The following is a 14,087-nucleotide window of genomic DNA, read 5'->3' as shown; positions in this document are numbered from 1 at the left end:
CACGCGGCTCGATCGGCGCCCGGGAGGTCAACGCCCCCCGGGCGCCGCGCTGTTGAGGCCTCGACGGTAGACCTGGCGCGATCCGCCCTCCGGGCCCGGTTCGGCGGCTTCCGCCGGGAGGAAGCCCAGACGCTCGTAGAAGACCCGCGCACCGCTGTCCGCCGCCCCCGGATGGTCGACCCCGAAGGTCACCACTTCGACAACGGCGGAAGCCGCGCCGGCAATGGCGGGGTCCAGGCGGTTCGTCGCTCCGTCGACCAGCGCACGGCCGACACCCCTGCCGCGTGCGGCTTCACTCACAACCAGCCAGTGCAGCCGCAGAGTTGGCGACTCGACACCGAAGAGCAGACCCCCGAGCAGCGGGGAGGACGAGGAATGGCCGGCGACGGCGACCAACGCCGTGCCCAGCTCGACATGGGCGCGGACCGCCTGGTGGAAACCCGGTTCGCCGACCATCGGACCGAACCACTGCTCGACCTCGGCCGCCAGGTCGAGAAAACCGGGAAAAGCCTGCTCGCGCGCGGTTCTGACGATCACTCACGCAGTCTCGCAGAGCGGCCGGTTCGAGGCAGTACGGGCGGGCTGGCGCGCGCTGTGGTGCCGGCCCGTGGCCGCGGGGCGTGGTGTCGGGCGAGCAGGCTCAGATCTCGTACACCGCGCCGGGGCGGGCGAGTTCGACCGGGCCCGCGTACGCGGAGCGGGCGTCGCGCAGGTTGGCGCGGGCGTCGGTCCACGGCGGCACATGGGTCAGCACAAGTCTGCGAACGCCTGCCGCCTGCGCGTACTTCCCCGCCTGAAGGCCGTTCAGATGCAGTCCGGGGATGTCCTCCTTGCCGTGGGTGAACGACGCCTCGCACAGGAAGAGATCGGCGTTCTCGGCCAGCGAGCCCACCTCGTCGCACTCACCGGTGTCGCCGGAGTACGTCAGCACCGAACCCTCGTGCTCGATGCGGAAGCCGTACGCCTCGACGGGGTGGGAGACCTGCTCCACCCGTACGTTCAGCGGCCCGGCGGTGAACTCCCCGCCCCCGTGCAGCGTGTGGAAGTCGAACACCTCGCTCATCGACTTCTCGCTCGGGGTGTCCGCGTACGCCGTCGTCAGCCGCCGCTCGGTGCCCTCCGGCCCGTAGACGGGGATGGAGGCGGGCCGCCCACCCTCGAAGCGGTAGTAACGGGCGACGAAGTAGCCGCACATGTCGATGCAGTGGTCCGCGTGGAGGTGGCTGAGCACGATGGCGTCGAGGTCGTAGAGACCGCAGTGGCGCTGGAGTTCGCCGAGCGCGCCGTTGCCCATGTCCAGCAGCAGCCGGTAGCCGTCCGCCTCGACGAGATAGCTCGAGCAGGCCGAGTCCTGGGACGGGAACGAGCCCGAGCAGCCGACGACAGTGAGCTTCATAGGGGTGGGAACCTCCGTGCGGCCCGGCAGGAAGAGGGGTTTCCTGAGGGTAAGGGCCACCGGCCTGCGAGGCTGCTCCGCCGACTGGGGTGTGGGCGGAATCACCAGTGCGGGGTACCGCGAGGGGGCCGGTTCGGCGCTGAAGGCCACCGGCGCGCCGGGCCCGGTGACGGTGACGGAGGTCACCGAACCGGGAGCAAGGGCCAGAGGCCGTACGAACCGATCCGGCCCTCGTCGGAGCCCGACTCCCGGTCCGCATCCGCCGCGGGCGGGCATCCGCGGGTACGGGTATCCGCGCGGCCGGGGTGTGGGCTCGCCGGCGGGCCGGCCTCCGGGGCAAGGCGTCACGCCCGGGGCCCGGCCCGAGGCGTCACGCCCAGGACCCGGCCCGAGGCATCACGCCCAGAGCTGGCCCTGGAGCAGTTCGACCGCGGCCTCGGTCGACTCGGCGGTGTAGATACCGGTCGAGAGGTACTTCCATCCCGCGTCGGCGACCAGGAAGGCGATGTCCGCCTCCTGCCCGGCGGTGAGCGCCTTGCGTCCCACCCCGATCGCCGCGTGCAGTGCGGCGCCGGTGGAGACTCCGGCGAAGATGCCCTCCTCGGAGAGCAGCTCCCGGGTGCGGCGCACGGCGTCGGCGGAGCCGACCGAGAAGCGCGAGGTGAGCACGGACTCGTCGTACAGCTCGGGGACGAACCCCTCGTCGAGGTTGCGCAGCCCGTAGACCAGATCGTCGTAGCGCGGCTCGGCGGCGACGATCCGGATGTCGGGGCGCTGCTCGCGCAGATAGCGGCCCGCGCCCATCAGGGTGCCCGTAGTGCCGAGGCCGGCCACGAAGTGGGTGATCGAGGGCAGGTCGGCGAGGAGCTCCGGGCCGGTCCCCGCGTAGTGCGCGCCGGCGTTGGCCGGGTTGCCGTACTGGTAGAGCATCACCCAGTCCGGGTGCTCGGCGGCGAGCTCCTTGGCCACCCGTACCGCCGTGTTGGAGCCGCCGGCCGCGGGTGAGGAGATGATCTCCGCGCCCCACATGGCCAGCAGCTGGCGCCGCTCCTGGCTGGTGTTCTCCGGCATCACGCAGACGATGCGGTAGCCCTTGAGCCGGGCCGCCATCGCCAGCGAGATGCCGGTGTTGCCGCTGGTGGGCTCCAGGATCGTGCAGCCGGGGGTGAGCCTGCCGGCCTTCTCCGCCTCCTCGATCATGTGGAGCGCCGGGCGGTCCTTGACCGACCCGGTGGGGTTGCGGTCCTCCAGCTTCGCCCAGATCCGTACGTCCTCGGAGGGCGAGAGCCGCGGCAGACGCACCAGGGGGGTGTCGCCCACCGCGGCGAGCGGCGAGTCGTAGCGCATCAGCGCGCGCCCCCGGCGACCGCCGGGAGGATGGTGACGCTGTCGCCGTCGGTCAGCTCGGTATTGATGCCGTCGAGAAAACGGACGTCCTCGTCGTTGAGGTAGACGTTGATGAAGCGGCGCACCTCGCCGCCCTCGACCAGGCGCTCCTCGATGCCACTGTGCCGCGACTCCAGGTCGCTGAAGAGCTCGGCGAGAGTGGACCCGCCGCCCTCGACCGCCTTCTGACCATCGGTGTAGGTGCGGAGAATGGTCGGGATACGGACCTCGATGGCCATGGGATGCACTCCTGGGTGTCGGAAGAAACCGGAAGTCCGGCTGGGACGGGGTGTGTTGACGCGAGGAGCGGCGGTCCTGCACGGCCGCGGGCGCGCACGCGCACGTCTCAGCGACCGGACACGGGGCCCGCACGGCGGACCGCCGCCCTCAACAGATGGCGCTGGAGAGCCGGCACAGGTCGACGTGCAGGCGCGCGACGAGCATGCTGCCCGGGGCCTCGAAACTCACGTCGTGGATAACCATGGACGCATCGTATCGATTCCCGAGCCCCGAACTAAGAGCGCGTATCGGCATGCGGACGGACCGTCTCAGGACTCGTACGCCTCGACGATCCGGACCTCTTCCTCGGTGACTTCGCCCTCCACGATGCGGAAGGAGCGGAAGGAGAACGGGCCCTCGTCGTTGCCGCACTCGGCGGTGGAGACCAGGACGTAGTGGGCGCCCGGCTCGCTCGCGAGGTTGATGTCGGTGCGCGAGGGGTGGGCCTCGGTGGCGGTGTGCGAGTGGTAGATCACCGCCGGCTCCTCGTCCCGGTCGTCCATCTCCCGGTAGAGCTTCAGCAGGTCGGCGGAGTCGAACTCGTAGAACGTCGGCGAACGCGCGGCGTTCAGCATCGGCACGAACCGTTCGGGGCGGCCCTGGCCGGCCGGCCCCGCGACCACCCCGCACGCCTCGTCGGGGTGGTCGGCACGGGCGTGGGCGACGATCCGGTCGTGCAGTTCGCGGGTGATGGTCAGCATGTACGCAACGATAGGACGGGTACGCGCCTCGCTCCCCGGCAACCCCGCTCCGTCCCGGCAAGTGGACGCCCGGCGTACCGCGGAACGAGACGGGCCCGTTGTGCGCCTCCTCGGAGGTGCGCAACGGGCCCGTGGTCGCCGTGCCGCGCGGCGGCGCACGGCGGGTGGAGCGAGTTACCGCGTGGAGCGGGTCACTGCTTGGCCGCGACCTCGGCTGCCTCGGCGGCACGCTCGTCGGCCTCGATCTCCTCTTCGGTGTCACCGGCGTCGCGACGGCGCACGTACTCGAGGACCTTCTTCAGCTCCTTCTTCACGACAGGTGCCAGGAAGTACAGACCGACGATGTTGAAGAGAGCCGCCATGAACAGCGTGGCGTCCGCCAGGCTCACGAGCACGCCGAGGGACAGCAGCGCGCCCGTGATCACCATGACACAGAAGATGATCTTGTAGATCATCTCGGAGGTGCGGCTGTGACCGAACAGGTGCCCCCAGCTCTTGAGGCCGTAGTAGCTCCAGGTGATGACGGTGGAGAAGGCGAACAGGATCACCGCCACGGTGAGCAGGTACGGGAACCAGCTCAGCGCGGTGTCGAAGGCGTCGGAGGTGATCGAGATGCCTGCACTGGTGCTGCCGTCCACCTCGCCGCCCTTGATTGCGGTCTCTCGCACCTGCTCGTAGAGCGGACCACCGGCGATGATGATCGTCAGAGCCGTCATGGTGCAGATCACGACGGTGTCGATGAACGGCTCGATCATCGCGACCAGGCCCTCGGTCGCCGGGCGCTTGGTCTTCACCGCAGAGTGGGCGATGGGCGCCGAGCCGACACCTGCCTCGTTGGAGAAGGCCGCTCGCTGGAAGCCGACGATCAGTGCGCCGACCAGACCACCCGCAACACCTTCGGGGTTGAACGCCTCGGTGACGATGGTGCTCACAGCACTCGGGACGTCGCCGATGTTGAAGAAGATGACCAGGAGACAGGCGGTGACGTACAGCAGACCCATGGCCGGCACCAGCCGGCTCGTCACGGCGCCGATGGAGCGCATGCCGCCGATGAGCACCACGGCGACCAGCGCGGCCAGCACGGCACCGAAGAACAGCGCACCGCCGCTGGAGTTGAAGATGCTGTCTTCCTTGCCCGTGACGGAGACGAGCTGCTCCAGCGACTGGTTCACCTGGAAGAGGTTGCCGCCGAAGAAGGTGAAGAAAAGGATCATGGCGGCCGAGAGGCCGGCAAGGATCTTGCCCAGCATGGGGAGCCCACGCTCGGCCAGTCCCTTGCTCAGGTACAGCATCGGGCCGCCGTTGACCGTTCCGTCCGCATTGAGCTCGCGGTATTTCACGCCCAGGGTGCACTCGACGAACTTGGTCGCCATCCCGAGGAGGCCGCACAGGACCATCCAGAAGGTGGCACCGGGACCACCGATGGAAATCGCGATCGCGACACCTGCGATGTTGCCGAGACCCACCGTGCCGGAGACGGCCGAAGTCAGGGCCTGAAAGTGATTCACCTCCCCGGGTGCGTCGACCTGATCGTACTTACCACGCACGATCCGCAGTGCCGCGCGGATATAGCGGAACTGCGCGAAGCCGAAATAGAGAGAGAAAACGACACCCGCAACCACGAGCCAACCCACGATCAACGGAAAGTCTGCTCCGAAGAGTGGGACGCTGTAAAAGACGACATCGTTGAGGACATTCGAAACCGGCTCGAAGACGCTATTGATCTTCTCGTCCAAGGTTTCTGTCCAGCTTGCGTTTGCCATGTATACCTCTGGCTCTGAATTCCGCTGAAGGGACGGGGGAAACGGCAGGATGCCGACCACACACTCGGACGACACGGAAACAGAGCCGAGGCCCCGCTCCACGACCCACTCCGACACGTGCTGCCGCGGCGGCGGAACCACCCACGATGATCGGATTGGCATTTCCTATCACGCAGCGCGACACCAGGCGAGGCCTCGGCTCTCACAGTTGCATCACGGTCGCGTCACAGCGCCCGGAACTCCTTCAAACAGGGTGAACGGCGCGCTGCGCGATATCGATTACCAGACACTTGGAGTGACGCCGCACCAGCACAGAGGTAAATCTCAGCGCGCGAGCGTCTCGATCAGAGATTCCTGGAGCCCACCGAGCCAGAGGTACGCCATCACCAGAGGCTTGCGCGGGTCGTCGTCCGCCAGCGAGAAAAGCCCGTCGGCGTCATCTTCCGCGGAGATTTCCAGTCGCGCGGCAAGGGTGAGACGGAGATCGTTGAGGGTGCCGAGCCACTGCCGGGACTGCTCGGGGGCGAGCGTGAGCACCGCACCGCCGCCACGACCGGGGACCAGGGTGTCCAGCGCCCGCACGACGGCGAGCCCGTCGCCGCGCTTGCGGGCACGCAGGTCGTTCTCGGTGTACCGGCGGAACTCCGCGGAAGCGGCGGTGGTCTCCTCCGTCTCCCGGACGCCCGGGCCGCCATAGGCGTCGGGAAAGAGCCGGGCCAGCGCGGGATCGGCCGGCGGCTCGCTCGGCCCGTCGGTGAACAGCTCCGCCAGCGGGTCGGGATCGGTCGAGGGCTCCTCGCCGGGGCCGATCAGCTCCAGCAGCTGCACGGTGAGGCTGCGGAGGATGGAGATCTCCACCTCCTCCAACGCGATGGCCGCGCCGGAGGGGACGCTGTCCGAGGGCTCGAAGTACGCCGCCATCAGCGGTCCTGCGTGAGGGTCGCCCACAGGCCGTAGCCATGCATCGCCTGCACGTCGCGCTCCATTTCCTCGCGGCTGCCACTGGAGACGACGGCGCGGCCCTTGTGGTGGACGTCCAGCATGAGCTCGCGCGCCTTGTCCCTGGAGTAGCCGAAGTAGCTCTGGAAGACGTAGGCGACGTAGCTCATGAGGTTGACCGGGTCGTTGTGCACGAGCGTCACCCACGGGACGTCCGGCTCCGGAACCGGCTCCGGCGCCTCGGCCGTCTCCGGAAGTTCGGTCTCCATGGGTACGGTCACGCCTCCATGCTGCCACCTGACGGGTACCCAAGTACAAACGAGCTGTGACCTGCACCGCACAGACGACCCGAGCAGATATCGTCACTCTGACGAAATATGGAGTACGATGGCGTCATGAACGCTGCTGATCCCCTGGGTCTGCCGGTCACCGTGCCCTCCACGGCCCTCTTCACCGACCGCTACGAGCTCACGATGGTCCAGGCCGCACTGCGGGCCGGGACCGCGCACCGCCGCGCCGCCTTCGAGGTCTTCACCCGCAGGCTGCCCGAGGGCCGCAGGTACGGGGTCCTCGCCGGCACCGGCCGCGTGCTGGACGCCGTGACCAACTTCCGCTTCGGCAGCGAGGAGCTGGACTTCCTGCGCGAGCGGGGCGTGGTGGACGAACCGACACTGGACTGGCTCGCCGGCTACCGCTTCAGCGGTTCCGTTCACGGCTACCCCGAGGGCGAGGTGTACTTCCCCGGCTCGCCCGTGCTGCGGGTGGAGGGCACCTTCGCCGAGTGCGTGGTCCTGGAGACGGTGATCCTCTCGATCCTCAACCACGACTCCGCGGTGGCCGCCGCGGCCTCGCGGATGGCCGTCGCGGCAGCGGGCCGCAGGCTGACCGAGATGGGCGCCCGGCGCACCCACGAGCTGTCGGCGGTGGCCGCCGCCCGCGCGGCGTACATCGGCGGCTTCGACGCGACCTCCGACCTCGCCGCCGGCTTCCGCTACGGCATCCCCACCTCCGGCACCAGCGCCCACGCCTTCACGCTGCTCCACGACACCGAGCGGGACGCCTTCACCGCCCAGGTCTCGTCGATGGGCAGGGGCACCACGCTGCTGGTGGACACCTACGACGTCGCCGAGGCCGTCCGCACCGCGGTGGAGGTCGCCGGGCCGGAGCTCGGAGCGGTGCGGATCGACTCCGGGGACCTGCTGCTGCTCGCCCACCGGGTGCGCCACCAGCTCGACGAGCTCGGCGCGCACGACACCCGCATCGTGGTCACCAGCGATCTCGACGAGTACGCGATCGCCTCGCTCGCCGCCGCGCCGGTGGACGCGTACGGCGTCGGCACCCAGCTGGTGACCGGCAGCGGCCACCCCACCTGCTCGATGGTGTACAAGCTGGTCGCCCGCGCGGACAGCGACGATCCGGCGGCGCCGCTGCGCCCGGTCGCCAAGAAGTCGATGGGCGGAAAGCTGTCGATCGGCGGCGTGAAGTGGGCCGCCAGGGAGCTGGACGGAGACGGCACCGCGGCGGCCGAAGTCATCGGCACGGGTGAGATTCCCGCCGAGCTGGCGGGGCAGGAGCTGACCGTGGAGCTGGTACGCGCGGGGGAGGTCCTGGCGCGCGAACCGCTGGAGGTGCCGCGCGAGCGGCACCGGCGGGCGCGGGCCGGGCTGCCGCTGTCGGCGGCCCAGCTCTCGCGCGGCGAGCCCGTGCTCCCCACTCGGTACGCCTGACCGCGCGCGGCGCCGGCGCACCGGGGCCGCACCACCGAACCAACGCCTCACATTCCCTGTCGAAAGGTGTGCCACATGCACCGGGCACTGATCGTCGTCGACGTGCAGAACGACTTCTGCGAGGGCGGCAGCCTCGCGGTGACGGGTGGCGCCGACGTGGCCGCGGCCATCACCGACCTGGTGGCGGACGCCTCGGCCGGATACCGCCACGTCGTCGCGACGCGAGACCACCACGTCGATCCGGGAGACCACTTCTCGGACGAGCCGGACTTCGTCACCTCCTGGCCGCGCCACTGCGTCGCCGGCACCGAGGGTGTCGGGTTCCACCCGAACTTCGCCCCGGCCGTCACCTCCGGCGCCCTGGACGCGGTCTTCGACAAGGGCGCCTACACCGCCGCGTACTCCGGCTTCGAGGGCTCGGACGAGCACGAGGTCGGGCTGGGCGACTGGCTGCGGGCCCGGGACGTCACCGAGGTCGACATCGTCGGGATCGCCACCGACCACTGCGTACGGGCCACCGCGCTGGACTCGGCGGCGGAGGGCTTCCGCACCAGAGTCCTGCTGGACCTGACGGCCGGAGTCTCCAAGGAGACCACCGAGCGCGCGCTCGCCGAGCTGCGGTCGGCCCGGGTGGAGCTCAGCGGCCAGCCGGTCGTCTGACCGGGCGGAACGCCCGTACCGCCGTCGCGCGGCGCCGAGCCGGCCCGCGCCGAGCGCCGCCGGCCAAAGCCCGTTGCGCCCGGTCTCCCGTACGCCGGAGCCCTGATGTCCCCGAATGTCACGAGCCGAGCCCCGCTGTCCCCGGACGCGCGGGCCGGCCCGCCGGTGGCCGGGACACAGGCGCCGGTGCCCGGTGGCCGGCGTGCCCGGTGGGGCGCGCTCCCCGGGCGGGTGTGCCGACGCCGGGCGGGCCGGGCTCCCGGCGTGAAACGGGCCCGAGTCGGTACGCGCAGGCGCCGGAACGGGCGACGGTCGGCGACGCGGTCCGGCTCCCGGGGCCGCGCCCGCTCCCCCGATGGGCGGGGCGGCGGCTGTGCTCCGACTCAGCGGCAGGCCCGTGGACGCACCGCCTGGGCGACGGGGTGCCGGGCCAGGCCGACCCGGCTGCTCGCGCGACCGGCCGGGGTGTGGCTGCTGGGTCGCAGCAGGGCCGCTATCGGCTGCCACGAGGCCTGCCCCCGACGCGTCGAGCTGCGCCAGAGCAGCCCCTCCGGGTGGTGCAGTACGGCCGTGACCTCGTCCGGCGTGGGCGGATCGGTGTTTCCTCGCAGGTAGACGGCCCGCAGGCCGAGGTTGCGCAGCCTGGTCAGCGCGCGGGGCCGGTTCACCGCGTGGACGAGGACTCGGACCTGTCCGCCGCTGTCGCCACCGGGCCCGCAGGGTCTCGGCACCGACAGCGCGACGATCACCGAGCCGTCCGGCTGCCGCGCGAAGCCTCCTCCAGTCATGTTCATGATCCCCGTTCTGCTTGATCGGTTTCCTTGTGTAAAGCATGAGCGTTCTTCAGGTCGTCGTGCTGAACGCATCTAAACGCGAACAGCCGCTGCCCGCCAAGAGGGCAACGGCTGTTCACTTTGTGTACGTGATCCACTACCAGTAGTTGATCAACTGGCTTTCGGCGTACGTTTGTTCATGATTTGCCAGGTTTTCCAGCAGTTCATTTCTTACTGGAAGGACCGACCTTGATCGTCATCGTCTTCCCGCGCTTGGGCTGCTTGACGATCGATATTCGGGTGTTGGTGTCCGGAACCTTCACACCCGCAGTCGGGTTGGAGTCGTACCAGTAGGTGCCCTTGCGGTCGTCGAAGAAGGGGGCGGCCTTCTTGCCCTTGATCTTCGTCGGCTCACCGGCGAGGTGCAGTTCGAAGCTCTTGCCGGGGCGCAGGCTGAACGGCGAGTCGTACGCCTGGATTCGGTTGCGCATGATCTCGCCGTTCGACCACTTCTCCGGCTTGGCGTGCGCGTCGACCGGGAGGATCAGCCCCTCGCCGGGGTGGACACCGACGTTGTTGTCGGCCTGCGAGGTGTCCCACAGCCAGACCAACAGGCCCTGGGCGTACGGGAAGTGCTCGACCTTCTTGGGGTCGTTCGCCACGTCGCCGAAGTTGTACGGACCGGTCTTGAGGGTCTTGTCGTAACCCACGTACTGCCGATTCTCGGCGAGGTAGAACTGCGGGTACGCCTTGGTGAACGACTCACCGATGCGCTCGAACCCGGTGGCGGTCCAGCCGTTGTCACCGTCCTCGGCACCGTCCCGGAGGAGCTCCTCACCGTCCGCGGTCAGCGTGATCTCGTCGGCCGCGAAGCCGAGTTCGGAGACACCGCCGTCGGTGCGGTACAGGAAGCGGAGGTCGATCTCCTTGCCCGCGTAGTCGTCCAGCGGGAAGGCGAGGTCGGTGTAGCCGCCCGAATCCCCGTGCAGGGCAGGGGTGTCGGAGGCGTCGCGCGGGATGGCCTTGCCGTCGGCGGTGCCGTCGAGCGCCTCCCAGTTCTCACCGCCGTCGGTGGAGACCTGGGTGTAGAGGAAGTCGTACTCCTCCTCGATCTGCCACCAGCCCCTGAGGTCCAGGGAGGCCTTGGCGGCGTCGGTCAGGTCGACCTTGCGGCGCAGCTCGTTCTTCAGATCGTCGCCCTTGCCGCTCCACCACTGCTTCTCGCCGGCGGCCGGCTCGGTGATGGTGGTGGTGACGTCCTTCTCGGGCAGTTCGACGACAACCGCCTGCGGCTGCTTGGTCTTTCCACCCTTCTCGGCGGCGCCGGACTCCGCCTGCGGGCGAAGCTTGTGCGTCGACTTGGTGGCCGCCTTGGCGGTCTCGTAGTCCAGCCAGCCGAGCTGGAGCTTGTCCCAGGCCGTCATCTCGCCGGCGTGGTCGCCGATGGCGTCCTCGCCGCGACCGAGCCAGGAACCGGAGGACATCAACGACCAGTAGGCGACGGAGGATTCGCCGGTGCCGGTGGTGTCGTAGAGGTCGGGCAGGCCGAGGTCGTGGCCGTACTCGTGGGCGAAGACGCCCAGTCCGCCGTTCTCCGGCTGGACGGTGTAGTCGCCCACCCAGATGCCGGTGTCGCCGATCTCGGTGCCGCCGGCCCGGTTGAAGTCGGGGCCGGTCTTGCCGTGGTCGGTGCCGTACGCGTACCAGCGGTGCGCCCAGATCGCGTCCTCGCCCTGCGCGCCGCCGCCGGCGGACTCGTCCTCGCCGGCGTGCACGAACTGGAAGTGGTCGAGGTAGCCGTCGGGCTCGTTGAAGTCGCCGTCGTTGTCGTGGTCGTAGCGGTCCCAGACGTCGTACGCGGCGAGCTCCTCACGGATCTGCTCCGTGGTCTTGCCGGCGGCCTTCTGGTCCTCGGTCCACTTGTTCACGCCGTCGCGAACGGCGTCCCACACGGTGGGGCAGACGTTGTCGCCACAGGCGTTGTTGCCGTAGCGGGCCTCGTTCCAGTCGATCCTGACCCAGTCGGAGACGGTTCCGTCGACGGTGTACTTACCGGAGGACTGCCGCTCGTAGTAGGTCTTCAGCGAACCCTCGCCGTCGCCGAAGTAGATGTCCTCGAAGTGCTTCTGGTCGAAGTCCTCCTGCCAGAGCGTGGTGTTGTCCTTGCTCCGGTCGGGCTTCTCGATCTCGTTGTGCAGCGGCCCGGGGTCGCCGCCGTACTCCTCGTCGACCTTGTCGCCGAACTCGATGAGGATGGTGAAGATCTTGTCCGTCTTCACCTGCTCCATCTCGACGTACTTCTCGTCGTCGAGCTTCATCACCTTCGAACCGTTGCGCGTCTGCGGCTGCTGTCCGGAGGCCAACCGCTCCAGCGCGGCGCGGCGTTGGGCGTTCTGCTGCTTGGACATCGGGCCGTCGAGGTTGTGCTCGACGTGCTCGTCGGCGTGGCCCGAGGGGGCCTCCGCCTGGGGGTGCGGCTGCTGCTTCTGCTCGTCCTGCGCTCCGATGGCGGTGGCCGGGAGCAGCGCGGCGGCACCCAGCGCGGCAACGGCGGTCACCGCGGCTGCCGTTCTGGCTCTCATGGATCTTCGTGGTCTGGTCACGTTGGTCGACGTCCTCCCTGCGAAAAGCGGATCTTGAGCGAGACCCACTCGTAGGAGAGGCATTTGACCGGAGCGCGGGTGGAAAAGACAGACCTTGTTTTGCTCACGACAATGCCATAGATTGTCGCTTTCCCCCTGAAGCCCCCGAGTTGCTCGGACCACTCCCCAACCATCCGCACCCCGGTGCCACTTGAGACCCGGCCCGCCGCGGGCCGCCGGAGTCCGGCGAAGAGGCCGACGCGGCAGCAAGGGTCGCGGGACGGAGCGCGCAGGTCGAGCGAGGGGCGGCGGGGCGGACGACGGGGTCAGACCCGTACGGCGCGTCTCGCGGGGTGCGGCGCACGCGGCGGCGCGGTGACTCCATGCGCCCCCTGTGCCTCGGCCCCGTGCGTCAGGTCACGCTTACTCCGCTTCCCCCTCGGGAATCCCGCATCGTAGAGTCGCTCACCGGAACGCGACTGCCCGATCGACTCTCGCCCTGACCCCCTGAGGACGGATTCCGCCATGCCGCGTCCGAGTCTCGCTCAGACCATCTACGGTTCAGCGACCGTCACAGTGACGGCGTTCGTACTCCTGCTGCTCACCCAGACCGGCTCCAGCGCCGTCGCCGTGCTCATCGCGACGATCGCGCTGCTGCTCGGCGTTCTGGTGGCGCTGGTGCTCAGCACGTCCGTCAACTCCGCCCGCCGCGAGGAGGTGACGACGCAGGCGCTCAAGCAGACCGAGGAGACCGCGTCGGCCGACCGGCCCTCGGTGGAAGTCCCCGCCGTCGCCGTTCCCGCGGTGGAGAAGAACGCGACGGATGTGGAGTCCAAGCTCGACGCGCGGACGACAGCCACCGACTCCGCCGGCACCGCCGGGCCCATTTCGGTGCCCGCGAGATCGGGATCGGGATCGGGATCGGCCGAGTCGCGCACCGAACAGCGGGTTCCTCAGGCCTCGTTGCGCCACTGACACGGCGGCGCCAGGCTGTCGTTCCGGCCGGGGCGCTGCGGTGCGCCGATGCCGGCCCGGACGGCAGCCGGGTCGCTACCGCCCGGTGGGCGCGTAACGACCCGGAGTGCGCGGTCTGCCGTGCTCGGCTGTTCCTGCAGCTGTGCGTCGGTGCCGTGTGCGTCCTGCGTGCGTGCCGCGTCTGCGACGGCGTCCGGGCGGGGCCGGCCCGCTCAGGTGGCGACGACGACGGTCTTGCCGACCTTGTCGTGCAGGCACTGCTGGTAGGGCTTGTCCCAGGTGCAGAAGAGGACGTTCACCAGCCAGAAGAGTGTGCCGAGGCAGGGGACGAGCGAGGGCAGGGAGTAGACGGCCGCCCGCAGCCAGCCCGGCGGCCCGGCCGGCAGCGCGCCGTTGTCCAGCATCGCGACCCGGATGCCCATCGCCTTCTTCCCGATCGTCTGGCCCCGGGTCGTCAGCATGAAGCCCTCGTACAGCAGATAGACCAGGGCGTAGACGACGCTCTGCCCGAAGGCCCCGCCGCCGTCCGTGTCGACAGTGAAGCCGACGAAGATCCCGGTGATGAGGAAGACCGGGATACCGACCAGCAGCGCGTCGATGATGCGCGCGCCCAGCCGCTTGCCGCGCGAGGCGAGCGGCGGCATGCCGGCCAGCGGATCGGCGGCGCCGTACGCGTCCCCGTACGGGTTGGCGCCGAACTGGTGCCCGCCGTAGCCGCCGGGCGGTGGCGGCGCGCTGCCGTACGGCGTCCCGCCGGGACCGCCCGGATCGCCCTGGCCGGCGCCGTGCGGGTACTGCGGCTGCTTGCCGTACGGGTCGTTCGGCTCTCCTGCGGCGCCCGGCCGCGGCTCGTCACTGCTCATGCGCCGAGTGGAACGCGCGCCCGGCACTTCCGCAGCCCGACAG

At 69.6% G+C, this 14,087-nt stretch carries 14 protein-coding genes and 1 pseudogene; 3 read left to right on the top strand and 12 right to left on the bottom strand.

Annotation, left to right across the window (positions count from 1 at the left end; translation table 11 throughout):
* Nucleotides 1-27: 27 nt before the first annotated feature.
* The 9 genes from JGS22_RS14205 to clpS form a co-directional block, all read right to left on the bottom strand.
* The gene (locus JGS22_RS14205) at nucleotides 28-537 is read right to left on the bottom strand and encodes a GNAT family N-acetyltransferase (protein WP_211038656.1); all 510 of its coding nucleotides are present in this window, start codon (nucleotides 535-537) and stop codon (nucleotides 28-30) included.
* 103 nt (nucleotides 538-640) lie between these two features.
* Nucleotides 641-1,396: an MBL fold metallo-hydrolase gene (locus tag JGS22_RS14200; RefSeq protein ID WP_211038658.1), complete on the bottom strand. Its 756-nt coding sequence runs from the start codon at nucleotides 1,394-1,396 to the stop codon at nucleotides 641-643.
* A 396-nt stretch (nucleotides 1,397-1,792) separates the two neighbouring features.
* Nucleotides 1,793-2,743: a PLP-dependent cysteine synthase family protein gene (locus tag JGS22_RS14195; protein ID WP_211038659.1), complete on the bottom strand. Its 951-nt coding sequence runs from the start codon at nucleotides 2,741-2,743 to the stop codon at nucleotides 1,793-1,795.
* Nucleotides 2,743-3,021 (bottom strand): MoaD/ThiS family protein, encoded by a 279-nt coding sequence (locus JGS22_RS14190; protein ID WP_211038660.1) that lies wholly within the window; start codon nucleotides 3,019-3,021, stop codon nucleotides 2,743-2,745. The genes JGS22_RS14195 and JGS22_RS14190 overlap by 1 nt, the downstream gene beginning before the upstream one ends.
* A 148-nt stretch (nucleotides 3,022-3,169) precedes the next feature.
* Nucleotides 3,170-3,265 (bottom strand): putative leader peptide, encoded by a 96-nt coding sequence (locus JGS22_RS27390; protein WP_372454247.1) that lies wholly within the window; start codon nucleotides 3,263-3,265, stop codon nucleotides 3,170-3,172.
* A gap of 65 nt (nucleotides 3,266-3,330) precedes the next feature.
* Entirely contained in the window at nucleotides 3,331-3,762 is a 432-nt protein-coding gene (locus JGS22_RS14185; protein ID WP_211038661.1) for a M67 family metallopeptidase, read from the bottom strand.
* A 191-nt stretch (nucleotides 3,763-3,953) separates the two neighbouring features.
* The gene (locus JGS22_RS14180) at nucleotides 3,954-5,525 is read right to left on the bottom strand and encodes an alanine/glycine:cation symporter family protein (RefSeq protein ID WP_211038662.1); all 1,572 of its coding nucleotides are present in this window, start codon (nucleotides 5,523-5,525) and stop codon (nucleotides 3,954-3,956) included.
* A gap of 324 nt (nucleotides 5,526-5,849) precedes the next feature.
* Nucleotides 5,850-6,446, bottom strand: coding sequence for a DUF2017 domain-containing protein (locus JGS22_RS14175; protein WP_211038663.1), 597 nt, complete (start codon nucleotides 6,444-6,446; stop codon nucleotides 5,850-5,852).
* The gene (gene clpS, locus JGS22_RS14170) at nucleotides 6,446-6,733 is read right to left on the bottom strand and encodes an ATP-dependent Clp protease adapter ClpS (RefSeq protein WP_211038689.1); all 288 of its coding nucleotides are present in this window, start codon (nucleotides 6,731-6,733) and stop codon (nucleotides 6,446-6,448) included. The genes JGS22_RS14175 and clpS overlap by 1 nt, the downstream gene beginning before the upstream one ends.
* A 126-nt stretch (nucleotides 6,734-6,859) precedes the next feature.
* Here clpS and JGS22_RS14165 point away from each other — a divergent pair, with 126 nt between their 5' ends.
* Nucleotides 6,860-8,191 (top strand): nicotinate phosphoribosyltransferase, encoded by a 1,332-nt coding sequence (locus tag JGS22_RS14165; protein WP_211038664.1) that lies wholly within the window; start codon nucleotides 6,860-6,862, stop codon nucleotides 8,189-8,191.
* A 75-nt stretch (nucleotides 8,192-8,266) separates the two neighbouring features.
* Complete coding sequence (locus tag JGS22_RS14160) at nucleotides 8,267-8,851, top strand: isochorismatase family protein (protein ID WP_211038665.1); 585 nt, start codon at nucleotides 8,267-8,269, stop codon at nucleotides 8,849-8,851.
* 476 nt (nucleotides 8,852-9,327) lie between these two features.
* On the opposite strand, the pseudogene JGS22_RS14155 reads toward JGS22_RS14160, so the two are convergent.
* Both JGS22_RS14155 and JGS22_RS14150 read right to left on the bottom strand, forming a co-directional pair.
* Nucleotides 9,328-9,639 (bottom strand): annotated as a pseudogene (locus JGS22_RS14155) (hypothetical protein); the annotation flags it as partial.
* A gap of 209 nt (nucleotides 9,640-9,848) precedes the next feature.
* Nucleotides 9,849-12,206, bottom strand: a complete 2,358-nt coding sequence (locus JGS22_RS14150; protein ID WP_211038667.1) for an immune inhibitor A domain-containing protein — start codon at nucleotides 12,204-12,206, stop codon at nucleotides 9,849-9,851.
* 525 nt (nucleotides 12,207-12,731) lie between these two features.
* Here JGS22_RS14150 and JGS22_RS14145 point away from each other — a divergent pair.
* Nucleotides 12,732-13,181, top strand: coding sequence for a hypothetical protein (locus JGS22_RS14145; RefSeq protein WP_211038668.1), 450 nt, complete (start codon nucleotides 12,732-12,734; stop codon nucleotides 13,179-13,181).
* Between the two features lie 212 nt (nucleotides 13,182-13,393).
* On the opposite strand, the gene JGS22_RS14140 is transcribed toward JGS22_RS14145, so the two are convergent.
* Entirely contained in the window at nucleotides 13,394-14,044 is a 651-nt protein-coding gene (locus tag JGS22_RS14140; protein ID WP_211038669.1) for an RDD family protein, read from the bottom strand.
* Nucleotides 14,045-14,087: the final 43 nt, after the last annotated feature.

Source organism: Streptomyces tardus (assembly GCF_018101125.2).
Classification (GTDB): Bacteria; Actinomycetota; Actinomycetes; order Streptomycetales; family Streptomycetaceae; genus Streptomyces; species Streptomyces tardus.
Note: the sequence above shows the minus strand (reverse complement) of the source record. Positions and strands in the feature narration are given on the sequence as shown.

What these genes read in the sequence shown, in the direction of transcription:
- JGS22_RS14200 (WP_211038658.1), bottom strand. Translation starts at nt 1,396, where the DNA reads ATGAAGCTCACTGTCGTCGGCTGCTCGGGCTCGTTCCCGTCCCAGGAC.
- JGS22_RS14195 (WP_211038659.1), bottom strand. Translation starts at nt 2,743, where the DNA reads ATGCGCTACGACTCGCCGCTCGCCGCGGTGGGCGACACCCCCCTGGTG.
- JGS22_RS14190 (WP_211038660.1), bottom strand. Translation starts at nt 3,021, where the DNA reads ATGGCCATCGAGGTCCGTATCCCGACCATTCTCCGCACCTACACCGAT.
- JGS22_RS27390 (WP_372454247.1), bottom strand. Translation starts at nt 3,265, where the DNA reads ATGGTTATCCACGACGTGAGTTTCGAGGCCCCGGGCAGCATGCTCGTC.
- JGS22_RS14185 (WP_211038661.1), bottom strand. Translation starts at nt 3,762, where the DNA reads ATGCTGACCATCACCCGCGAACTGCACGACCGGATCGTCGCCCACGCC.
- JGS22_RS14180 (WP_211038662.1), bottom strand. Translation starts at nt 5,525, where the DNA reads ATGGCAAACGCAAGCTGGACAGAAACCTTGGACGAGAAGATCAATAGC.
- JGS22_RS14175 (WP_211038663.1), bottom strand. Translation starts at nt 6,446, where the DNA reads ATGGCGGCGTACTTCGAGCCCTCGGACAGCGTCCCCTCCGGCGCGGCC.
- clpS (WP_211038689.1), bottom strand. Translation starts at nt 6,733, where the DNA reads ATGGAGACCGAACTTCCGGAGACGGCCGAGGCGCCGGAGCCGGTTCCG.
- JGS22_RS14165 (WP_211038664.1), top strand. Translation starts at nt 6,860, where the DNA reads ATGAACGCTGCTGATCCCCTGGGTCTGCCGGTCACCGTGCCCTCCACG.
- JGS22_RS14160 (WP_211038665.1), top strand. Translation starts at nt 8,267, where the DNA reads ATGCACCGGGCACTGATCGTCGTCGACGTGCAGAACGACTTCTGCGAG.
- JGS22_RS14150 (WP_211038667.1), bottom strand. Translation starts at nt 12,206, where the DNA reads ATGAGAGCCAGAACGGCAGCCGCGGTGACCGCCGTTGCCGCGCTGGGT.
- JGS22_RS14145 (WP_211038668.1), top strand. Translation starts at nt 12,732, where the DNA reads ATGCCGCGTCCGAGTCTCGCTCAGACCATCTACGGTTCAGCGACCGTC.
- JGS22_RS14140 (WP_211038669.1), bottom strand. Translation starts at nt 14,044, where the DNA reads ATGAGCAGTGACGAGCCGCGGCCGGGCGCCGCAGGAGAGCCGAACGAC.